Genomic DNA, 23,273 nt, shown 5'->3' on the forward strand with positions numbered 1-23,273 from the left:
CACAAATATTGTTTTCTACAATATGGTAAGGGTTTACGTCAGGAGGTACAAGCTATGACGTCAAAAATGTGGGGTGCCACGATTGCTGTGGTTAGCTACCTGATTGCGCTTTTACTAAGTTTTTGGTTGCCACTGTTTGTGTGTTTGGCGATTCCGATCCTTGGTTTGGGAGGATACAGCGCCATCATGGCTGTTCGCCATCCTCGCCCCAATCTGACCGGTTCCGTGATTCCGGTGGTGCAGGAGCAGGTCGGTGAGACACAGCAGCATGAAAAGGAAGCTGCCGTTCGACCGCAGTCTATGACAGGACAAGTACGTCAACCAGATCAGGTGAGCAGTGAATTTGCTCAGGTGATGGAGTATTTGGAGGTACTGGAGGATATGGTGATCTCCGAGGGACAGAAGGATGCGCTTGATAACGAGATTGTCGAGAAGGCGCTGGCTCTATTTGCACGTTTGCAGCGGGTCATTCCGCTTTTGCATGAACTGAACAACAGCGAAGTGAATCATACGGTTCGGAGATTGATTTTGAAGGATTTGAATGGGCTAATTAATCCGTTTCTTCGGCTCAGCGGCGATGCGAAGCGTACCAACCGGAGGACGTTGTTAAACGGATTACGGGATGTGGATAGTAAAATATCAGTAATTGTATCCACGGTGGAGCATAAGGATCTGATGGAATTACAGAGCAAAGCGGAGCTTATTCACCAGCGTTATAGCAGTTCCGAATTGTAGGCGATTTGTAAGAAAATAAAAAAGTAGCAAATTAGCTGCTCTGAAAAACAACGATTATACTTGGGAACAGTTGTTTTTTAGAATAGGAGGTAGCGTATGGCGACCCCATGGGCTGAGTTGAAAAAAGAAGATGAACAGAAGGTGACTGAGGAGGCTTCACAGCTGATTCAGAAGGTATCACAAAGCGATGTCATGAGCTTGGATACCTTAATGGATGATATCGGTAAGTTGGGGGTTAAAACGCAGGAACGTGCGGGGCAGACCCTTAAAATGCTGGATCGTCCGGTAAACGACCTCATGTCCGGTGATCGGGCTGAGGTATCCAATATGATCTTAAAGCTGCGTGATGAATGTGAAACGCTCCAGCAGAGCAAAAATGTGAGTTTTTTTGGCAAGCTTCTGCGTAAAAGCCCGTTAAAAAACTACATTTACAAGTATCAGTCGGTGAAGACGAACATCGAGAAAATCATTACTGCCTTGAGAGATGGTAAGGATAATCTGGAAGAAAACATCGTCAGCATGAGACAGTTGAAGAAAGCCTCCATTGAAGAAATCTACAATTTACAGACGAAGATCGCCTTTGGTAATCGCCTGAAAGAACTGTTTGAGACCGAGATTGCCAAGCCGGAAAATGAAAACCGCAAGCCTCATCTGGAGCGGGGATTGCGCAAGGTGGTTACTCGTACGCAGTCTATGACCGAAATGATTTTGTTATACAATCAGGCGATTGCGGCAACGGATATTATTAATGATAACAATGATAAACTGATTGATTCTGTAAATAATGCGATTGATAAAACATCGAATCTGATTACTGTATCGGCTATGATCGCGATGGCGCTGGCGGATCAGGACAAAATCATTTCAGCCGTCGATGCGACCAACCGTACCATTGAAAATCAATTCAAGGAAAATGCGAAGCTTCTCAAAACGACGACCGAGAGAACGACAGATCTGCTTAGCAAGCCTTCTATGTCACTGGAGGCTGTGAATCAGGCGATTGGTGATTTGGTATCTGCTTTGGATCTGTCTGAAAAATCAAACCGTCGGATTATTGAAAGCTGCCATGATTATACAAGTAAAATGACAGCAATCAATGCCAACCTTAGCCAACGTTTGGGGATCGAAGGGAAAGAACCTTCCAAACCGCTGAAGGATAGTAATTCTTCTGAGGGTTTAAGCTCGTTTTTGAACTGATGACAATGTAGAATAATAGACCAATCTATGAAAAAGACGCCGGGATGACTCCGAAGGGCGTCTTTTTTTGGTTTGCCAGCAGCTAATAAAGGACATGATGAACATACATAGCATTCTCGTGCATAAACTCTTAAAAAGCGAATGACAAAAGGAGAGAGCGAGCGTATGATGTCCTTTATTTTGGGCTGTGTCATTGTCTATTTACTTGTGGCTGCCAGTAGCGAAAAAGTAGATTCAATTGTGGAGTTAAATGATTCTGTGAAATAAAATTTTTTATTGAAAATCATGCATTTTCTGATAGGATAGAGTTAAATATTGGAATCCAAAAGGAGAATGCATGCTGGAATTTTCATTTGAAATCATCGACGAATCGAAAATTAACATTGTATATCAGTATGGAAGCAGCAGCTTCAATTTTAATTTATTTTTTAACTACGGTGTGTGGACGCTGCATCCTTTTGACGGGATTCTACTGCAGAACAAGGAAATGTGCCGTCTGATCGTTACGGATCTGTTTAAGAACAAAGATTTTCATGTCATGCTGGCACGCGAAAATATTTTATTATCAACCCTGCGTACCTCTATTGATCTCAATCCCGAAACTCGGGGGGATCGATATCAGGAACAGGAATTTGATGAACTGTCTGATTTTGCCGAGACACACAGCTTTGAAGAGGTACTGCAAATCGAGCAGGATTCCGTCCGCGAACGTATGGATTTCTTCCAAAACATCATTCAAAAGATGTATATGGAGGGATTCGGTCCGGAAGACAATGATTTTAACAAGGTACAAGCTATTCTTCGAATCTATAAGGCTGCACATGACCAACTCGGAGAATTAAGCGACTTTCCCCTGAGAGGCGACGAACGACGCAGATGGTAGAGTAGACGTACTAGACGTACAAACGCAAACATCATAGAGGAGCGTGGGGAACATGAGCAGTATTTCTTTACTTAAAAAGAATGCGCAACTGGTACTGACTAAAAAGAATCTAACGAATGTGACTGCGAGAGTTGGATTGGTGCTCGATATTTCAGGATCTATGAGAAGTTTGTACAAAAATGGTACCGTTCAAAAGGTGTTGGAACGAATTGTTGCAGTAGCGAGTGCTTTGGATGATGATGGTGTACTGGACGTATGGGTGTATGATCACCGTTTTTCACGGTTGCCTTCCGTTACCGAAAATGATGTTGACAACTATGTTGAAAGACATATTCTGTCCAATGATTATTTGCCCAAGTTCGGTCGTAATGATGAGCCGCCTGTGATGCGCGATGTCATCGCCAAATACACCAAGGAAGAACCCTCTTCTGATCCGGCCTTTGTTATTTTTATTAATGATGGCGGTGTGAAGCGTGGAAAAGGAGACAACATCGACAACGCGGTCATTGATTCGTCAGGAGAGCCGATTTTCTGGCAATTTATAGGTGTGGGTGAGTCCGATTTTGGTGTATTAAAGAAGCTCGACAACATACAAGGCCGTGTGGTAGATAACGCTAATTTTTTTCAAATACAAGATATCGAATCTATGGAAGATAATGAATTGTACGAACTATTGCTTAACGAGTTCCCGTCATGGCTGCAAGAAGCGAAGGAAAAGCATATTTATTAAGGATACTAAGTGTTGTACTAGTACTATGAGCCCTTTTCAAAGCTTAATATATAAAAAAAATGCAAAAAGAGAGAGTTCCGCTAGCAAACGCTTTGCGAAACTCTCTTTTTCTTTACACACCTCTAAAACGTATAGAATCTCCACGGAGGTTGCCAGCGGAGCGGGCAGAATTGTTCTGAAGAAGCGAAGCGTTCGCCTTTATCCCCGGATTTTACCCTTACAGGTTCTATTCAATAGAAATCCGGGGATAACAGCGATCGGAAGAACAATCTGCACGCGCAGCGCTCACCAACCGCAAGAAAGCTTCTCATACCACCCTAACTTATCCCCATTAGTATCATCGAGCAAAGGATAAGCCCTGCTCCGCACCCCGAAGTATATACCTTGAGGTGGCGGAACATGGATGTTTTCCAGGCTGACAAAGATTCATCGGAACGCAAACGCTCATTTTCCTCTCGTAATGCCTTGGATTGACGAATGAATAACTGTCCGATGTCGGCAAATCCCCGCAGGAAGAGGGTTAGAAAACCGCTTTGCAGAACGTGGAAGATTGCACCGATCACCAAGCCCAGCAACCCCAACAGGAATAACAGATTTGCAGTAGCCATGTGTTCACGACCATTCAAGAGATGGGGGGTGGCGTACAGAAACCCTAAGGTACTGACAATCAGGGCGATGATCCCAAAACGTAAAATCATTATTTTTCGACCCGTTTCGCAAAGCGCAGGTCTGGGTTCGAACGAGCATCAAATACGATACCTTGAATCTTAGGGCTGATTAATGCAGTGTCCGCAGAGAACTGGATCGGAATAATCGGCAGATCTTCCATCAATACGTCTTCTGCCTGATGGAGCTGTTCAAAGCGTTTTGCCGGATCAAGCTCAAAGGTTGAGGATTCAATCAGTTTGTCATACTCCGGGTTGCTCCAGTTGGTAAAGTTGTTCGAGTTTTTGGAAGTATAATGCCCCAATACGCCGAGCGGATCCAGGAAGTTTCCTTCCCAGCCCATACGGGCGATCTGGAAGTTCTTCTGTTTAAAGGTATCAATGTACGTTTTCCATTCCTGATTCTCCAGCGTCACTTCAACACCCAGGTTTGTTTTCAGCATTTCCTGAATCGCTTCAGCTACTTTTTTATGCTTGTCCGAAGTGTTGTATTTGAAGGTGACTGGTGGCAGCTTGGTCAAACCTTCTTCTTTCAGACCTTCGGCCAGCAATTGTTTCGCTTTTGCAGCGTCAAACTCATAGTATTTTTTCGGTGCTTCATCACGGAAGTCCTTGCCGGATGGTGTTGTTGTTCCGTATGGAACATAACCGTAAGCCGGAGTTTCGCCACCTTTGGTTACGCTGGTAGCCAGTGCTTCGCGGTTAATCGCGTAGGCAATGGCCTGTCTGATTTTTTTATTGTCAAACGGCTTTTGTTTTACGTTAAAAGAATAGGTGTACACACTAAAAGACGGATGCGACAGGAATTCCTTGTTGCTCTTTTCCTGATCCAGTGTATCCACGGGAAGGCTCAAAATCAGATCCAGATCGCCCGTTTTGTACATTTGATAATACGTTGTGGAGTCTTGCACCATTTTAAAATTAATCGTTGCCATCGTAATGGCATCTTTGTTCCAGAATTGATCGTTTTTCGTCAGCGTAATTTGTTCGTTATGTTTCCATTCCTTGGCTACATACGCACCGTTGCCGACAATTGTGCCTGCTTCTGCTGCCCATTTGTCATTTTTCTCAACAACCGATTGGTTTACTGGCAGATAAGCATGACCCACGGCGATCGTGGGGAAGAAGCTTAGCGGTGATTTCAGCTCAACAACAAGAGTTTTATCATCTTTGGCTGTAACACCCACGTTTTCAATTTTACCTTTGCCTGTGTTGTACGCTTCGGCACCTTTGATGTAGTAGAGGGCAGAAGGATCGTAGGCAGCTGTTTTTGGATTTAGTACCCGTTTCCAGGAGTATTCAAAATCCTTAGCTGTCAGTGGGTCACCATTCGACCATTTTGCACCGTCACGGATAGTAAAAGTGTAGGTTTTGCCGTCAGGAGATACGTCTACTTTGCTGGCAGCACCTTCTACGATTTTACCAGCCTTATCGTATGTATACAGCCCTTCATACAAGTTATCAATTACAAAATAGGACGTTGTATCTGATGCGAAAGCAGGGTCTAGCGTATAAGGTTCTCCACCTGCCAGATTGGCAGTAATTTCTTGCGGGACATCTGCTTGAGGAGCAGCGGACGGGTCGTTGCTTGCTGTTTTGTCCGTATTACCAGAGCATCCTGCCAAAGCCGTTACGGCCAAAAGTAAGATGATCGTCATCCAATGCATTTTTTTCATCGTGGTTTTCCTCCATTACTGTAATTAGTTATGCCAAAAATAAGGTACACCTTACCGGGAGTTACTCATCCTCCTTTCCTGCAGGTATGCCGCGTGTGCGCACTTCGATAAAGGAACTGCCGTTCTTCCTGCGGTTAGGCGAGAAGCTGCGGATCATGGTGACACCCCTCCTTGTCCAATTGGGATCTCTCTGTTGTTAATGTTGTGAACGCGGGTCAAGTGCATCCTGAAGCCCATCTCCAAGCGTATTGAACGCTAGCATGGTGAGCGATATCATCAGCCCGGGGAAAAATAGGCGCCACCATTGACCGCTTAAAATAACGCCAAGTGAATCGTTAGCCATCGTCCCCCAGCTGGCCGAAGGAGACTGAATCCCCAAACCGAGAAAGCTCAGGAACGATTCGGCAAAAATAGCCGACGGAATAGTGAACGTCAAATTCACGATAATGATTGCCGCTGCATTTGGTAGCAAATGTCTGAAGATAATACGCGAATGAGATGTCCCCAAGCTACGGGCTGCTAACACATATTCTTGCTGCTTCAGCTGTAAGATTTGCCCACGCACGACACGGGCCATACCGACCCAGCCAGTAATAGATAATGCAATAATCATCGTGAGCAGACCGGGCTTCATAATGACGAGCAGCAGAATGATGACTAGCAGATAAGGAATACTATACAAAATTTCAATAATACGCATGAGAATGCTGTCGATCCGGTCGCCCGTTTTACCCTGCCCAGCACAATAGCCAGCAACACAGCCGACGAGAATGCCAAGCACCAAATCAATGGCGGCAGCGGCAAAGCCGATCATGAGTGAAATTCTAGCCCCGGCCCATGTCCGTGCCCATACGTCCCTCCCCAGATCATCCGTGCCAAACCAATGCTCTTTGGAAGGAGAGAGATTCGTCTTCAAAAGAGATTGATCACTAGGTGCATAAGAAACCATGGAAGGTCCAACAATCGCCAGCGCAATAATCATGATTAGTAGGGAAAGCCCCAAAAGAGCAAGCTTGTTGTTGAAAAGTCTGCGTAGCCGATCCCGCCAGAGTGATTCTTTGGGTCTGGTCAACGTGGCGGTGGGGATCTGGCTGCGATCTACAAGACTGAACAGACTGTCCTTTTCGACAGTAGGTGCTGCTTTCATGTTAATCTCCTTTACTGACTAATTTGATTCGTGGATCGACAAGGCGATAGGAAATATCAATTAAAAATAAAGTAACGACTAGAATGGCACTGTAGAAAATGGTCGTCCCCATAATCACTGGATAATCCCGGTTAAAGATACTATCTACGAAGTATTTACCGATGCCGGGAATGGCGAATATTTTTTCAACGACAAAGGTACCTGTAATGACGGAAGCGAATAGCGGTCCGATAAAAGAAAGCACCGGAACCAACGCGTTGCGTAATCCGTGACGCAGAACTACTGCCCAAGAAGACAACCCTTTCGCTTTGGCAGTGCGTATGTACTCCTCATGCATGACTTCCAGCATACTCGTCCGCATAAAGCGGGCGATAACGGCAAGAGGTGAAACAGCGAGAGCCAGCGATGGGAGCACCGTATGCTGCCAGGTTCCCCATGAGGCGACCGGAAGAAGGTGCCATTGAACGGCAACATACTTGATTAGCAGCGGTGCCAATATGAAGCTGGGTACGGAAATACCAACAATGGCGATAAACATCGAGATATAATCCAGTGGTCGATTATGGTGTAGAGCAGCCAGTGTTCCAAGCGAAATTCCGGCAATAATCGCGACCACGATGGATTGAATACCGAGCAATGCAGAAGGTGGAAAACCTCGGGCGATGAGCATATTGACGTCCGTCGTTTTCGATTGAATAGACGGGCCCATATCCAGCACTAGCAGATTTTTGAGATACAGCACATACTGCACAGCGAGCGGCTTGTCCAGATTGTACCTGGCACGCATGTTTTGCAATACCGCTTCCGGAATGGTTTTGGAATCGTTCGAGAATGGGTCACCCGGAATGATGTGCATGATGATAAACGTTAAAGTGACGATAATCCACAGTGTAATGAACATCGTAAAAAGACGCTTTAAAATGTACATGGGGCTTAATTTCTCCTGTCTATCAAGCTGATTTACATACTATTGCTGCTAAAAATTTAATATAAGTAAAAGTATATAAGAATACTAGGAAATAATAAGACGGTTTAGGTGACATGTCAAGGTAAGGTTTTACATTATAGAACACAGGTCAAATTTTCGTCACAGGTTTTCCATTTATATAAGGCTAAGATTCCGCTCATTCCTCTCGACGAGTATCCTGCGGTGTGTTATGATGATACTCTGATAACGTGTTAACGAACTAAAGCGTTTGCCACCTGTTCTTGGATACGGGGGTCACCATTGTTGGAGGGGAATAAGATGAGAAAAGCAGCCATGTTTACGATGTTAATTGGATTGATGATGATCGTGTTGGCCGGATGTTCCGGCGGTAAGGACGACAGTAAATTGATTATTGGCATTGATGATAAATTCGCCCCGATGGGCTTTAGAGATGAAAATAATGAGCTGACCGGCTTTGATATTGATTATGCGAAAGCGGCCGGGGAACAAATGGGTAAACAGGTGAAATTTCAGCCGATTGACTGGTCTGCCAAAGAATCCGAGCTGAACAGCGGACGTATTGATCTCATTTGGAATGGATACACCATTACGGATGAACGTAAGGAAAAAGTGCTGTTCACGAAGCCATATCTGAAAAACAGTCAGGTCATTGTCATACCAGCTACTTCCAGTCTTTCCAAGCTGGCTGATCTGGCGGGCAAAACGGTGGGACTCCAGACGCTGTCTTCAGCAGCCGATGCATTGGATGCGAATCCGATCAAAAGTAAATTGAAGTCAGTGTCTGAGTACCCGGATAACGTTCTTGCTTTGACAGATCTGAAAACCGGTCGCCTGGATGCGGTTGTCATTGATGAAGTCGTTGCCAAGTATTATATGTCGAAGGAACAAGGGACGTATAAGCTGCTTGATGAATCATTGGCCCCTGAGGAATACGGCATCGGTGTGAAAAAAGGGAATGAAGAGCTGTTGACGCAGCTGCAATCCGCTTTGGATGAGCTGCACAAGAACGGAAAAGCTGCTGAAATTTCGAAAAAGTGGTTTGGTGAAGATAAAGTATTAAATTAATACGTAGTGTATTGAACTAAGGTTTAGGAGTCGAAGGTCATGAGTATGGAATATATTTTACGAATTATGAAGCCTATGCTTGAAGGGGCACAGATGACGGTTATTTTATTTTTCATCACGCTCATCTTGTCTATTCCATTGGGTTTTGTCGTTACGTTGCTGGCCAAAAGCCGGATTAAGCCAATCGCTTGGCTGATGCACACGTACATTTATGTTATACGCGGCACGCCGCTTTTGCTGCAATTATTGTTCTTTTGTTTTGGTCTGCCGATGTTGCCTGTCATTGGGGAGTATCTGGTAATGGATCGAACAACGGCTGCCGTGCTGGCATTTGTATTGAATTATGCGGCTTATTTTGCAGAAATTTTTAGAGGCGGAATGTTGTCGATTGATAAAGGGCAATACGAGGCTTCGCAAGTGCTGGGCTTGAGCAAGTCGCAGACGCTGATAAGAGTCATTGTGCCGCAAATGGTACGGATCGCTTTGCCTGCGGTAACCAATGAGGCGACAACATTAGTAAAAGATACGGCACTACTGTATGCAGTAGCGGTACCGGAACTGCTGCATTTTGCCAATACGGCTGTAAACCGCGATTTTTCGATTGTACCTTATGTTGTAGCAGCGGTTATTTATTTGTTGTTAGCTTTGGTGCTGACGCTATTCTTCAGGGCGCTGGAAAAACGTTTTAAATTCGAGTAAAAGGAATGTCGGGATATGAATACTAATGCAATAGAAGTTATCGATTTGAAAAAATCGTTCGGCAAGCTCGACGTTCTGAAAAGAGTGAGCTTTAACGTTAAAGCGGGCGAGGTTGTAGCTGTCATCGGTCCTTCAGGTTCAGGGAAAAGTACCATGCTCCGTAGTTTGGTACACCTGGAAGATGTGACAGGCGGGACGATCCGCATTCATGATAAAGCACTGGTGGAAAATGGTCAGTACGCTCCGGCAGGTGACATTAAGGGCATTACTACCGGTATGGGCATGGTCTTTCAGCATTTTAATCTGTTCCCTCACTTGACGGTGCAGGATAATCTGGAGCTGGCTCCGAAGCTGGTGAAAAAGGTGAGTAAGGCTGAACTGCGCCGCCAAAGCGCTGAGTTGCTGGCTAAAGTCGGTTTGGCAGATAAAGCAGATGCGTATCCATCCCGACTGTCGGGAGGGCAGAAGCAGCGCGTGGCGATCGCCCGGGCAATGATGATGAATCCAGATATTTTGCTGTTCGACGAGCCGACCTCGGCCCTTGATCCCGAGCTGACAGGCGAGGTGCTGCGGGTCATCAAAAAGCTGGCTGAGGAGAATATGACGATGGTCATCGTGACCCACGAGATGAATTTTGCGCGAGATGTGGCGGATCGCGTCATTTTTATGGATAATGGCGAAATTGCAGAATCCGGTACACCGGAGCAGATTTTTGGCAATCCGCAGTTGGAGCGGACGAAGGTGTTTTTGAATCGGGTGGAAGCTTAGCCCAAGATGCATATCATCTTTGCATACTTGTGTATATGTGTTTTATATCTCCCAAAAGCGACTTTAAAGAAGTATTCTGATGTAAGCTGAAGCAGGCTATTTGAGCTCTGTTAAGCGAACGAAGAATGCTTTTTTTTTTTTTTTTGAAATGGTTCTTATTCCAGTAAATGTGATCTATTTCATATGATTGTGTAAGAAATGGGGTTTAACATGTAAAACATGCTACCACGATTTAAACAAATTCTGTTACTAGCTCCACAATTTAAAAGTGGAAGGTTGGGATTTGAATGATTGATCGTTTTCACATTTATTGTCACATTCCGTTTTGCAAGAAGCGCTGTCCATACTGCTACTTTACAGCCAAATTTTCGGAAGAGGAGATGATTAACCTCGATGTAATGGATGAGTATGTTAAAGCCTTGAAAGTGGACATTGAATGCACTGAATTTCCAAAATCAGCAATCACCTCGATAGTTTTTGGTGGAGGAACCCCATCCCTCCTAAATGAAAGTCAGCTAGACACTATTATAAATTCCATTCGAAATAGGATTACCCCAGAACAATTTACCCACATGAAATTTATGGCGTATGAAGTTTCCCCAGATACCGCATCCAAAGAAACCTTGTCTATTTTCAGGAGAAAAGGATTTAATCGTGTAAGTATCGGTGCCCAGTCTTTTAATAATGAAGAGCTCAAATTGCTGGGACGGCCCTATTCACGAGAAAAAATTATAAAGGCTGCAAGCCTGATCCGAGAAATTGATTACGACATGTTAAATATTGATCTGCTAATCGGAATCCCGGGGCAGACGCAGAGCACGGTCATGGAAAGCATAAGGGATACAGTGAATATACGACCGGAACATATTTCGGTTAGTCTTTTCTACTCCTCTTATCCAGGGGGAAAGGAATTTGTCGAGCGATGCGAGAAAAGAGGAAAACATATTTTAGCATTGTCCGATAAAATCTCAGTTTATGAAGAAGTGTGCGGATTTTTACAACAAAACGGATATATAAGAGTAGATAATACTGTTTTTTCTTTACCAGATTATATATTTCCTTATGAAAAAGATGCTATAAGTGAAACAGAGCCGGTGTTGGCTTTTGGACCCGGATCTGCGGGATATTGGGATAATAATCGTGTACGCTTCACACCTCCTTATATTAAAAATTATATAGAACTTCCACATTCAGTCGAAGAAGAAATTACAGTCGATAATTATGCGTTTACGATTGTATGGGGGCATTTGAATGCCTATGGAAAAATCGAGGAACGAACGTTAGAGCAGTATCTAGGAGTTAATTTTGAAAAAGTAATGGAAATGGAGAAAGATGTTAATATTCTTTTGTCCGTTTTAATTCAAGAAAATCTGGTGGAACAACAAGACTCGGCTTACATATTAAAACCAGAAAGTCTAAATCGCGCGATTGTACTAATGCATTATATAAGGGATGGCTGGGGATACAAGCTCATGACTGCCCCGGATGAAATTAAAAACTAAGAGTAAAGTGAAGGTGAATACAATGAATCAAGAAGAATATTCAAAATGGATTAAAAACGTTTCTATTGCCTATCTGGCAACGTATGATTCATTCAATAATCAACCTCATGTAAGACCTGTAGATGCGGGGACTGTTCACAACGGATATATATATTTCTCTACCTTCAGCAATACAGATAAGGTTGAACAAATCCGGACGTGTGAGAATGTGGAGCTTACTTATTTTGGAGACGGGGCTCAGCTCAGAATGGCAGGTAAGGCCAAACGGGTGAGTGAAAAGAAGGAAGAAGATCTATTTTTGGAAAACAACCCTATGATAAAAGAAACCTTTAGCAATGAGAAAAGAAATCAGTTTGTATTGTTTCAAGTCACACCCCATGCAGTAAGATTTATGGGCGAGGAAGATCATCAATACTCTCCTGTAGATTGGAAGCAGACGGACCGGATAGGCATGTGACTCATGGAGACAGACGAACTGATTTTTGATTTTCTAGGTCCGGATACGATTGAAATGCAAAAGTTTATTGGTGATGTCTGGCCTGAGAAGATACATGCAAGGGTTTTGGACCTGGCTTCAGGGAGTGGTGAACACTTATTTGGTTTTATAAACAAGTCTATTGAATCTGTAACTGTAGTTGATCGTTCGCCGGAATCGTTGCAATTGTTGCTCAACAAGCATAACGATCATGGAAATATGATTAATACGGTATGCTCTGACTTAAATGATTGGTCTTGCCCTCAAAAATTTGACATCGTACACATTGGGGATAATTCTATCCAAATGTTCCCTGCGTATAAAAACCAATTTGATATTTTTAGAGTAATTGCTTCAAGTTTATCAGCCGAAGGGGTTGGAATGGTTAATGTTACGCCAGTGACGGAACATCAAATCATGGAATATGGCGGGGCACCTAAAGTGATTAAATCACTGACTATCGACGGGGAAGCATTTGAAGTATATGGAGAAGTCAAAATCGATGTTTTTAATCAGATCTTAATGATGTATTTCACAGTTTATAAAAATGAAAATGAAACCAGCCGTTGTACCTGTCGATGTCGGATGTTATTGAAACATGAAATAGAGGAGATGGCAAAGGCTGCTGGACTAAAAATAGTGCAAGTTAAACAACAGAAACTTAAACGGGGAAACGATTCTTACTATTACCTATTGCAACTCAATCAATAGAGCAAATGGGAGAATAAGGGTATGTCCAAAACCGTTTCATTGAATCCAACGGCGTTAATGAACAGGGCTTTTTTACGACAACTTAGACAGCTTGAAAAAAATATTTTGGTTACTAAAAATAATTTATCCGGAATTATGGGTTTTGAAACCGAATACCTTCTTTTTGATTTTGAGTTTAATTTGGTAGATGAAAAGGTCCGGAATCGTGTAATTGAAAATGCAACATTTATAAAACGGGAAATAGGTGCCAGCCAAATTGAATTGGTATCCCGTCCTTTCACACTTGCAGAGGGACTTGAAAATCTTATAAATGAAATGCAGGAAATGGAGCAAGAGGCGGCAGCCATAGCACATGCCCAAAATAATAGACTGGCGCGTCTTGGTACCTATCCTGGTTCATTTACTGACTTGGAAATTACAGATGACCGGGAAAATTATCAAATGATACTCGACCAGTTTAAAAGTTCAAGAAAACATCACCTTGAGCTTCATTTGGGAGAAGTTGATCTATCAAGTCGTGTTCATGAGCTAATTAGCGGGTGTCAGTCGACACAAATGAATGTACAGGTTAACTATAATCAGGCTGCTATTGATCTTTTGAACAAGACGATTGAGATCTCACCTCTCTTTATTGCCATTGGGGCCAATTCTCCGATTTTGGACAGGCGATTAACCGGATTGCTCGAAACTCGTAACCTGATTTGGGAGATTGGTTATGATTTGCGGACCTATTCTGAATTTTTGGCAGCTCTGTCTACTCGCGTTTCATTTCCTCATCAATATTATGCAAATTTCCATAATTATTGGGCAACTTTGTATCAACAAAAACATATGAAATCCGATCCACGGTATGCATTTAGCCTCAATCAAAAAATGAATTGGAAAATTGCGAGATTAAAACTGGTAGGTGGCAGCGGTAAGCCCACAGCATGCTTGCTTGAAACGCGATTTATACCGATCCAGCCAACACTTCGGGAAGATATTGCGTTGCATCTCGGAGTCTATGCGCTTTTGGATTTAAGCCTAAGCAAAGGCGGAGAAAGACTTCTTCCCGTTACTTTTGTGAAGGAAAACTTCAGGAGGGCTTCATGCTACGGAATTGACTGTGAGCTTTACTATTTTACATCCGACGGTAAAAGAATCACTGAGTATGCAGCCACGGAATTAATAAATAGAGCTGGCGAGCGTATTTGTGATTATTGGAAAAGAAAATCTTCTTCAACTGCAACACTTGTGGAGGAGGTACTAAGCAAGCGACTTAGAGTAGGCCCTCCAGCCTTATCACTAATAAACAATATCAGGGGGAACTCGAAAAATACACTTCTTGGAACGCAAGAAATAAAGCGAATAGTGTCGCAAAATTGTATTCCTGTCAATGAGGGATCGTAAGGAGGACTTTGGTATGTCTGCTAATAGTTCAAGGGCTATATTTTTACTGGAGCCTTGTTTTTTTGGAGAAAAATATATTGAATTTGCCGCTGAACTTGAGTTGATTGTAATTGTTATTCGAAGAGAAGGCGGCCCCAAGGTGGAGAAGGCGCATCTGGTACATTTTGAAATCATCAGTGACATTACAGATGCCGAGTCTACTTACTTGAAAATGGAGTATTTTTTCAGTCAGCATCCGGATATATCCCGCAACTCGGGTATTGTACCTGGTCACGACTATGCAGTACCGGTCGCCGCGATTATCTCCCAAAAGTTTGGCTGGAATTCCATTCGCCCAGATGTAGCCCATAATGCCCGCAGCAAAGAGTGTATGAGAAACGGGCTAAAAGGTTCTCAGTATGTATCCAATCCAGATTACCATTTGTATCACAGCGTATCCGAACTAAAGGAGCAGTTGGACCAGATCCAATTCCCCGCTATTGTTAAACCCGTTGATATGACAAGTAGTATGTTAGTCAAATGTGTGCAAACATCTGAACAATTAATTAGGCAGGCCGAAAAGATTATTCAGAATGAGGATAACTTCGGTTATCCATCGAATCTTTCATTTCTAGTAGAAGAATATATCAGAGGCCAGGAATATAGCTTCGAGGCTTTTATGTTTAAAGGTGCTTGTAAATTTGCCCATATTACTGAAAAAATGAAAACTCCCCTTCCTTATTTTGTTGAGCTACAGCATACCCTTCCAGCATCTATGGAATCTTCAAAATACACCCAATTATTAAACAGCTTCATAAATCTTATGGCTGAGCTTGGAATTACAGAAGGACCCTGTCATTTGGAATTTGTGCTGTCCAGGGGACATATTTATATTATCGAATATTCTACTCGTCTTGCAGGGGACCGTATAACTGATTTGTATAGCTTGAGTTACGGAGTAAATCTGCATAAGGCTTCGATTTTGAGCGCTTTGGGAGAAAGACCGGATGAGTACCTGCATGAAACCCGAAACGATATTTCAAGAATCCGTTATTTCCATCAAAAGAGTGGAAAAATCAAACAAATATCAGGGGTGGAAGAAGCCAGACGTTTGCCGGGTGTCATAGAGATTGTTATAGAAAAGAAGGAGGGAGATACAGTACCGGATGAGATGACTAGCAGTATGGACAGATATGGTTTTTTTGTTCTTAAAGCTGATACTTATGATGAATTAGAGAAAGTGAGCCACCAAGTTGAAGATACGATCCAATTTGTGATGGAAAGAGAGACTACTTATGAAAAGCAAAAAGGATGAAAATCAATTCGAAATTTTGCTGATTAATCCACCCTTATGGTACTACCAGTCTGTGCCACCCGATATTACGGCTGCGGCTGCTTTATTACATCACCAAGGAGTGGGTACCAAAATCCGTGATTTAAATTTGGAATCATTTCATTACTTTTTTCGGGGACGTTCGGACATCATCACTCATCTTACGGACACTGAACTGTTTTATAATTTTGAACATTTAGAAGAAACCTGCCAAAAAATCGCTGAGATTTATGATCGTATTAGTGAACAGATTTCACCCGCGGTGCTGCGATGGAATTTATATGATCCGGGAGTGGATCTACGTAATATTGATGAGGTACTAAGGATTGCCGAACAGAAGGAACACAATCCATATTTTGATTTTTTCAAAGAAATTTTACCGGATCTTGTCCCTGAAGGCGTCAAGGTGGTTGCTATTTCAATTTTTCATCCAGATCAGGTTATTCCCTTATTTTCGTTGACTTCATTGTTAAAAGAATATAACTCTAATCTACACATTCATCTGTTCGGCAATCTGGAGGATCAGATTAATACAAAAATATTAGTGCGAAATCTTCCAGATAAGGAGTATCATTTGTTGTTTTCTCATGTGGATTCGTTTGGCTTGGGAAATGAGCATTATCGATTGAGCGAACTGGTTAGAGCTGTTGAGGATTCATCTAAGTTGGAAGAACTATCTTGGTTACTTACTCAAAAAGAACTTCAACCTTATATTGAAGAAACTAATAAACACTATTACACCAATAAAATAACATTACCCGTTTTATCTTCTCTTCCTGCAAGTGCTCTAATGCCGGAAGAGGTTTTAAATGTAGCTGCGTCTGTGAGTTGTTACTGGAAGGGATGTACTTATTGCTCTATTAAAGAGCATGGTACTTATCAGAAAGAGAGTATTGAGAGTATCCTGCAATTAATGGAGAATTTTTCAAAACAACAGACATTTTCGGTATTACGATTCAGAGACTGCTGTATTTCACCCACAGATTTAGAGAAAATAGCAACTCAAATTGTAGAAAGGAAGCTTATATTATCCTGGGCCTGTCGTGCCAGACTGGAAAAGGGTTTTAATTCCCGATTGTTTGAACTGTTAAACCGTGCAGGATGCATCATGATCTCTTTTGGAGTAGAGACCTTTGAAACAAGGGTATCCAGACTGATGAACAAAGGAATAGATCTTGAATATGCGCCTGTGCTGATTAAGAGTTGCTATGAGGCTGGGATTGCGGTGAAATTAACAGCGATGATCGGGTTTCCAGGTGAAACCAGTGAAGAAGCTCTTGCTAATCAAGCACGGCTACGGGAACTGTTTCCCTATTGTATAGATATCCGATATAACCGTTTTATTCTATTTGAAAATTCTCCTATTGCTGCCGATCCTGCTATGTATTCCATTCAAAAAATACCTTTTAACAATCGCCAGCATTTACGATTTTATAGTGAGTTTAGCAGGGAAAGTGGGATGACACAGGTGCAAGCAGATATACAGGCTGCTGAGTTTGAACAGGAAATTAAACAAACTTATGCTTTTTTTCTGTCAGAAGAACATTTGCTTTTATATTTGAAAAAATGGGGACTTTCTTTTTGTATGAATCTTGTAAATGCCAGGTCTCTCTATCAATAAAACGAAAGGATTAGGGATGGATAAACATTATGTAATTTTCGCGAAATTCGAAAACTTTTCTCGTATTGTGAATGAAGGCTTGAGCTCTTTAAGGTATGAAAAAACGTTGATTACTAATAATCAACGTTTGATTGAGCGTTGTAGTGATCATTATCACCATTTCTTGTGTGTCGAAGATTTAACATCACCTCAAGTTGTTGAGTTTATACTAACACTGCATGATGAAAAGCCCGTGAACGGTATTTTTTCCGAGAGTGAGGATTTGGTGCAGTTTACCGCTTTGCTTAGAGAGCGATTGGGTCTTACGTGTGGAGTCATCGGGAGAGATGGTGATTTTTTTAGAGATAAGGTAAAAATGAAAAATCATCTTGCTCAAGAGAAAGTTATTCTTATTCCTGAATATCGAACCGTTCACCACTTTGCTGATGCAATCGACTTTTTATCTAAACATGCTCCCGAGGCCATTATTAAACCAATTGACGGAGCGGGGTCCCTTCATACGTTTCGGGTTCATTTGGATAACATCCACGAATATGAACAATTGCTTAACGACCATGCCGGAAAATTTGAGATTGAACAATATATTGATGGAAAAATGTTCCATATGGATAGCATTGTATATAATAACCAAGTTGCATTCACTTCAGTTGCCTGCTATACGCATAGCACTTTGGAATGCAGGGAGGGGAAGCCACTGTGCGGGTATTTTTACCCTGACCATGAGATGCCCTTGGTCCAACAGCTTATCGCGGCAAATAACAAAGTATTGAGTGCAATGCCGATCACAAGTGGAGTAGCTCATACTGAACTATTAGTCACTAAGCAGCAGGAGATCTTATTTTGCGAAACAGCGGCACGAATTGCAGGCGGAGGAATTATTTTTGGTATAGAGGATACATGTGGAGTAAACCCGCTACTGGAGGGGGCTCGCGCTTTTGTCGGCGAACAGCCGCTTTTCAATCAATATTATCCACAGACGAATGGCGGGTATCTGCTGCTCTATAAGAAGAAAGGAAGGGTTAAACACGTCACCCCAAGCTCTGACTTTCTTCAGATACAAGGTGTGAAGCGGGCTGATATTTTACCACAAGTGGGTGACTGCTTGTCTTTTAGCGGCAGTTCCGGTGATGTGGCTGGAGTTGTGACTTGGTCAGTTGATTCTTTTGAGGAAAATGAGCGTATTCGTAATGAGATTGAGCATTTATGGGAACTTGAAATGGAAGTAAGCCTGTTTGATGAGGAAGGGGAAGCGTAGGTGGTTAAAAAGTTTGAAAGTCAGGTCAGATTATTTGGTTTATTGAGGTTTCTGAACACATTCTATGTATATAATTCCATTTTGGTTTTCTATTTTAGTAATATGATTAAGCTTAACTATACCCAAATTGGGATTGTAATGGCCAGTTACTATACGGCATCCATACTATTTGACATACCCACGGGAATGATCGGAGACCTGATTGGGAAGAAAAAGGCTATCCTTATCGGAGCGGTTTTTCAATGTATTGGTATCTTTCTTATGGGATCATTACAAACTTATATGCTACTTATTATAGCTCATATCATTTTTGCATTGGGCTCATCCTTCATATCAGGTTCGGAACAAGGCTTGATTTATAAGCTTCATGAAAAGCATGACAAGCTTGATGTCTTGAACCGTAGCTACGGAAAAATTTTTTCAGCAAGTATTTTGTCTACGATTGCTGCTGCTCTTCTAAGCTCAGTAGTTATTCAATATAGCTATTCGGTTACTTTTTACATTTCGGCATTCTCTAATTTTTTAGCGGTGTTTTTTGTGTGTCTGGTTCATGAGGAGAGAGTTTATGAAGACAAAACAGGTAAAAAAGCGTTTCAACGAGTTCGTCCTCTACAAATAATGAAGGAATCCTTTCAGGAAATCAGAGTCAACAGGCAACTACTATTATTTTCTATTTACTATATATTCACAGCTATCATTCTAACCTCAGTATTCTTTCAATATCAACCCTATCTACAGCATTTAAAAATTTCACCGACTTTTTTTGGAGTTATTTATGCTCTTTTCGGCATTATTCCACTCATCTCTGCTCAGTTATCACATTTAATCAAAGGGAAGTATATATATATACTTAATCCTTTGATCCTTGCTGTTGTTTTTTTAGGGATGGCGTTAACCAAGTCCATTTGGCTTGGGATCGTATTGATTTGTTTGTTTCGGTTTAACTGGGGGATCATTATTCCAAAAATACAAAGTCACATTGATACCAGCATCACGAGCGAAACTAGCAGGGCGACAACCGTATCTACTGTGTACAGTGTACATAATCTTCTCCTATCTATGATGCTTATCATCAGTGGGCATCTTATTGAAAGCTACAGTATTGCTGTACTCCTGATTATCTATTCCTTGTTTAGCCTTTTATTTTGCTTGTATGTCTTCATTTTCCGTAGAAGCTACAACAACACAGAGGTACCCTCCAAAAGCACTTTAATGATGGATTCGAAGGAGTTGTAGTGGATGAATACCGAGGTCATCTTAATTCGCGTTTCCCCAAAAGCTGTTTTTAGCTATGATATCGAAAATGGTCATTTTCATAGGGAGAACCCCTACTCAGAAGTCACGGATTACAGTTATAGCTCGGAATTTAAACATCATAAAAGAGCAAATGACCTTTCTAATTTTGTGAAAATAGAGCGTGTTTATCAACTGGAAAACACGGACAAGGCTCAGGCCGAAATTGCCCAGCTTGCGCGCAGGTTACATCTGACTGATTTCAGTGTAATTGAAGGACCGCTGGAACGTCCTGAATTCGTTGCAGACTACAGACCTAGTAGCCCAACAGCTTACCTGGATTTTTTTCTACAAAAATGGCACAGGGGCTGTAGTCCCTTGTATTCGGAGGAGGAATTGCAAGAGGGAGAAAACCACATTAAAAACTTGCGTCATACCCATCCTTCTTATGGTGAATTAAATGAGTATGAGTATATTGCAAAAATGCTGAGTATGTTGGACTCGAATCAAACCCAATTGTTTCCCTGCGAAGCTGGGGTACATTCTTTTCAAGTAAATGGTGATGGAGCGCTTTTTCGCTGCAATAGATATGCTAAGGCGGGCTTGGAGAAATCAAGCGACGAGATAGGATGTATCGATTCTGTGGACGATTTGGCACCTTGTAAAAGTTGTTTTTCAAGATATATGTGCGGAGGACGTTGCAATTTATTGATTAATCAGCTTCAGAGCAATGCATGTGTCCTGTTTCGGGAGTTTACAATTGTTTTGTTGAAAGCGATCATTAGTCATCATCTGGCTGAAAAATCGGCTGGAATTCTGGTAAAGGAGTAGACATATGCGAATTTGTACAGGATTAGTGACCATTGATGATTTAGTGCCTTTTATTCAGGCCGGAGCCGAAGAATTTTATTGTGGCGTCATTGATGAACAATGGTTGGATCGGTATAACTATATCGTTGCCTTGAATCGCAGACCTTGGCCTGATGCGAACTTTTCCAGTTTTGCTGAACTTGCGGAGGTCGTGAATATAGCGCATGCTCATGGGTGCCAGGTATTTTTTACGATGAACGAACACTGCTATAACAACCAGCAGCTTGGTATCCTGGATTACTATTTGGAGCAAGCTGTTCGTTGTGAAGTGGATGCTATTATTTTTGCTGATTTGGGCTTGGCCGGTTATTTTGCGGATAAGAAAACGAATGTGGATGTGCATATCAGTACAGGCGGCACGATTTTTAACTGTTACACAGCAGAAATGTACACCAAAGAATTTCATGCGGATCGGCTTATTTTGCCCCGTTCCTTGTCCATGGCAGAAATGAAAATCATAATTGAAAGCTCACCAAATACAGAGTTTGAGGTTTTTATCAAAAATGAAGGCTGTACTTATATAGATGGCTTTTGTAATTTTGTGCATGGGACTCGATTTATGAATAACAATGATGGGGTCATTTTTAATCCTCCATGTGTTTTGAGATATCAGGTTATTGAGAGTATTACGCCCATACCGTATGATGTACCACTGCTGGAGAAAAAGCTAAACTGGATTTTAGACAATAAGGGTGACTGTGGTGTTTGCAGCTTATATTATCTGAACCAATTATCGGTTGATAGCTTGAAATTGGTCGGGAGAGCTTCAGACAGAAGTCAGGTTTTAAGTGATATCAGGATGATAAAATCAGCGATAGATTTATGCGGCGAGGTGGCAAACTTCGAAGAGTACCATCACATGATTTCTTCGCAAATATGTCAGAATAGCTGGAAAAACGATCAATTGATTACACATTGCTACTACCCGGAAATTCTGGACCATGTAAATGGCATTCATAATGTTCAGGGGAGTGTATAATATGGAAAAAGCGATGATGGTTGACGACCTGCGTAAATTAACGAATGTGGAGAACCAGTATCAGCGTCTGTATTATGGACAGGAGTTTTGCCCGCGTACTTTCTTAACAGTAAGGGAGCTAAAATCAGTTATCAGCTTTTGTGAGCAGCACGACATGAAGCTAACCTTGATTACTCCTTATATGACGGATGAAAGTATGAACACGATTGTGAACATCTTAAAGGAAGTAAGTGAAGCATCTATTTTTGATGAGTTGGTGGTTAATGATTTCGGAATGTTGTATTTTATTGAAAATCATTATCCCGGCCGCTTTAAACTTATTTTAGGTAGACTACTGAATAAAGCTAAAAAAAGTCCTTCTATTGCAAACTATTTTCCCAAGCTTGATGATGATTCGAAAAGTGCCTTACAGAATACTGCGGGAGGGTTTGTCCCCAATATTAGGTTCATGCGTAAATATAAAATTTCTGCTATTCAATATGATAATAGAATACAAGGTAATAAGCTGGATATCAAAGACAATCTTGATCTGGTAAATAATAATGATATTGATGATGCTGATACTGATGTGCTCCCTTTTAGCAGGGAATTAGTATACCCTTACGTACACATTACAACTGCCCGAAGATGTTTTTCCAGCATCCTGTATAGCAAGTCATCTATGTCTGAGTGGAAAACGTCATCATTATGCAATAAGAGCTGCAAGACTTGTCAAACAGTCCTCTATAATGATGTGATGAAAAAAGATATTATATTAAAAGGAAACTCTCTTTATTACGAAAACGCCAAGCTTCCCGTCAATTTAGCGGAGTATTCACGAATTATAACTCAGGTACTATAAATACTAGATCGGAGTGGTTTGCCCGCTTTTATTTTGAAAGAGCAGGTGGTCTAACCTCGCTGCTCTTTTCTGAACTCATTCGTTAAATCTTCCTATCCATTACTGGTTCCTTCACACTCGTTTTGGTATAAACTCGTGTTCCCGCTAAACACTTCAATCATCGTTAATGCCCCGTTCGATAGCCGTGGTTGAACGCTGCTGCCGAGTGTAGGGAAGTTGATTCGCTTAGTAAATCAAGCATGACTTCAATTTGTTCAAAATCGACTGCTGGTAGTTTATTTTTTTAGCATCTCCATAAGATCACTAAATTTTTAATTCACTTTTTGAGAATCAGGGTCGGTTGACTTTATTCGTTCACTGGGACGCCATTTCCTCTCTATAAATTCTGTTTTGCTAAGTCTTTATCCTCACGTAAATCCATCACCCAAGCCAAAGTTCACTACATGTGGAAGCTACATATAAGGTGAGCATTGAATTTATTCTTGGTCAGACAGGTAATCCTAAACGTTAAAGGTAAAATGAATAATTCCAGAAATAAAGCTCCCGCGGTGATGGGACTGACCCGATTTTG

The 23,273-nt window shown here is 41.8% G+C and carries 22 protein-coding genes; 18 read left to right on the plus strand and 4 right to left on the minus strand.

Translation table 11 applies throughout. The features are described from left to right. The first annotated feature begins 54 nt into the window (after positions 1–54). The 4 genes from MKY16_RS05110 (at position 55) to MKY16_RS05125 (ending at position 3,545) form a co-directional block, all read left to right on the plus strand. Complete coding sequence (locus MKY16_RS05110; protein WP_039272509.1) at positions 55–735, plus strand: hypothetical protein; 681 nt, start codon at positions 55–57, stop codon at positions 733–735. A gap of 96 nt (positions 736–831) precedes the next feature. Next, entirely contained in the window at positions 832–1,932 is a 1,101-nt protein-coding gene (locus MKY16_RS05115; RefSeq protein ID WP_029517558.1) for a toxic anion resistance protein, read from the plus strand. Between the two features lie 337 nt (positions 1,933–2,269). Further along, positions 2,270–2,815 (plus strand): hypothetical protein, encoded by a 546-nt coding sequence (locus MKY16_RS05120; RefSeq protein ID WP_029517557.1) that lies wholly within the window; start codon positions 2,270–2,272, stop codon positions 2,813–2,815. A 52-nt stretch (positions 2,816–2,867) separates the two neighbouring features. Next, positions 2,868–3,545 carry a vWA domain-containing protein gene (locus MKY16_RS05125; protein ID WP_029517556.1) on the plus strand — a complete coding sequence of 226 codons (678 nt, stop codon included), beginning with the start codon at positions 2,868–2,870 and terminating at the stop codon, positions 3,543–3,545. Between the two features lie 317 nt (positions 3,546–3,862). Here the strand turns inward: MKY16_RS05125 and MKY16_RS05130 are convergent, their stop codons facing one another. From MKY16_RS05130 to MKY16_RS05145, 4 genes are all read right to left on the minus strand, one after another. After that, entirely contained in the window at positions 3,863–4,243 is a 381-nt protein-coding gene (locus MKY16_RS05130) for a DUF3899 domain-containing protein (RefSeq protein ID WP_069012386.1), read from the minus strand. Next, positions 4,243–5,886: a peptide ABC transporter substrate-binding protein gene (locus tag MKY16_RS05135; protein ID WP_340954419.1), complete on the minus strand. Its 1,644-nt coding sequence runs from the start codon at positions 5,884–5,886 to the stop codon at positions 4,243–4,245. The genes MKY16_RS05130 and MKY16_RS05135 overlap by 1 nt, the downstream gene beginning before the upstream one ends. A gap of 196 nt (positions 5,887–6,082) precedes the next feature. Then, the gene (locus tag MKY16_RS05140) at positions 6,083–7,033 is read right to left on the minus strand and encodes an ABC transporter permease (RefSeq protein WP_340954421.1); all 951 of its coding nucleotides are present in this window, start codon (positions 7,031–7,033) and stop codon (positions 6,083–6,085) included. A 1-nt stretch (position 7,034) separates the two neighbouring features. Beyond that, on the minus strand, positions 7,035–7,961 hold the full coding sequence (locus MKY16_RS05145) for an ABC transporter permease (protein WP_039272522.1): 927 nt from the start codon (positions 7,959–7,961) through the stop codon (positions 7,035–7,037). 318 nt (positions 7,962–8,279) lie between these two features. On the opposite strand from MKY16_RS05145, the gene MKY16_RS05150 reads away from it, so the two are divergent. The 14 genes from MKY16_RS05150 (at position 8,280) to MKY16_RS05215 (ending at position 22,702) form a co-directional block, all read left to right on the plus strand. Next, positions 8,280–9,047: an amino acid ABC transporter substrate-binding protein gene (locus tag MKY16_RS05150; protein ID WP_029517551.1), complete on the plus strand. Its 768-nt coding sequence runs from the start codon at positions 8,280–8,282 to the stop codon at positions 9,045–9,047. Positions 9,048–9,086: 39 nt separating this feature from the next. Further along, positions 9,087–9,746 carry an amino acid ABC transporter permease gene (locus MKY16_RS05155; RefSeq protein ID WP_029517550.1) on the plus strand — a complete coding sequence of 220 codons (660 nt, stop codon included), beginning with the start codon at positions 9,087–9,089 and terminating at the stop codon, positions 9,744–9,746. A 15-nt stretch (positions 9,747–9,761) separates the two neighbouring features. Further along, on the plus strand, positions 9,762–10,514 hold the full coding sequence (locus MKY16_RS05160; protein ID WP_029517549.1) for an amino acid ABC transporter ATP-binding protein: 753 nt from the start codon (positions 9,762–9,764) through the stop codon (positions 10,512–10,514). Between the two features lie 287 nt (positions 10,515–10,801). Beyond that, positions 10,802–12,016 carry a radical SAM protein gene (locus tag MKY16_RS05165; RefSeq protein ID WP_029517548.1) on the plus strand — a complete coding sequence of 405 codons (1,215 nt, stop codon included), beginning with the start codon at positions 10,802–10,804 and terminating at the stop codon, positions 12,014–12,016. 22 nt (positions 12,017–12,038) lie between these two features. Continuing rightward, a complete protein-coding gene (locus MKY16_RS05170) occupies positions 12,039–12,473 on the plus strand; it encodes a pyridoxamine 5'-phosphate oxidase family protein (protein ID WP_029517547.1) in 435 nt (144 codons plus the stop codon). Positions 12,474–12,476: 3 nt separating this feature from the next. Further along, positions 12,477–13,202, plus strand: a complete 726-nt coding sequence (locus MKY16_RS05175; protein WP_029517546.1) for a class I SAM-dependent methyltransferase — start codon at positions 12,477–12,479, stop codon at positions 13,200–13,202. A 21-nt stretch (positions 13,203–13,223) separates the two neighbouring features. Continuing rightward, on the plus strand, positions 13,224–14,591 hold the full coding sequence (locus MKY16_RS05180; protein ID WP_069012388.1) for a glutamate-cysteine ligase family protein: 1,368 nt from the start codon (positions 13,224–13,226) through the stop codon (positions 14,589–14,591). Positions 14,592–14,604: 13 nt separating this feature from the next. Then, positions 14,605–15,885 (plus strand): ATP-grasp domain-containing protein, encoded by a 1,281-nt coding sequence (locus MKY16_RS05185; RefSeq protein WP_340954423.1) that lies wholly within the window; start codon positions 14,605–14,607, stop codon positions 15,883–15,885. Further along, entirely contained in the window at positions 15,866–17,524 is a 1,659-nt protein-coding gene (locus MKY16_RS05190; RefSeq protein WP_029517543.1) for a B12-binding domain-containing radical SAM protein, read from the plus strand. The genes MKY16_RS05185 and MKY16_RS05190 overlap by 20 nt, the downstream gene beginning before the upstream one ends. Before the next feature lie 16 nt (positions 17,525–17,540). Next, a complete protein-coding gene (locus tag MKY16_RS05195; protein WP_165150039.1) occupies positions 17,541–18,779 on the plus strand; it encodes an ATP-grasp domain-containing protein in 1,239 nt (412 codons plus the stop codon). After that, on the plus strand, positions 18,780–20,015 hold the full coding sequence (locus MKY16_RS05200; RefSeq protein WP_165150041.1) for an MFS transporter: 1,236 nt from the start codon (positions 18,780–18,782) through the stop codon (positions 20,013–20,015). It begins immediately after the preceding gene. Positions 20,016–20,018: 3 nt separating this feature from the next. Beyond that, positions 20,019–20,843: a hypothetical protein gene (locus MKY16_RS05205; RefSeq protein ID WP_029517540.1), complete on the plus strand. Its 825-nt coding sequence runs from the start codon at positions 20,019–20,021 to the stop codon at positions 20,841–20,843. A 4-nt stretch (positions 20,844–20,847) separates the two neighbouring features. Continuing rightward, entirely contained in the window at positions 20,848–21,861 is a 1,014-nt protein-coding gene (locus tag MKY16_RS05210) for a peptidase U32 family protein (protein ID WP_029517539.1), read from the plus strand. Position 21,862: 1 nt separating this feature from the next. Then, the gene (locus MKY16_RS05215; RefSeq protein WP_340954426.1) at positions 21,863–22,702 is read left to right on the plus strand and encodes a hypothetical protein; all 840 of its coding nucleotides are present in this window, start codon (positions 21,863–21,865) and stop codon (positions 22,700–22,702) included. Positions 22,703–23,273: the final 571 nt, after the last annotated feature.

Origin of the sequence: Paenibacillus sp. FSL L8-0641 (assembly GCF_038006265.1) — a bacterium.
Classification (GTDB): domain Bacteria; phylum Bacillota; class Bacilli; order Paenibacillales; family Paenibacillaceae; genus Paenibacillus; species Paenibacillus polymyxa_D.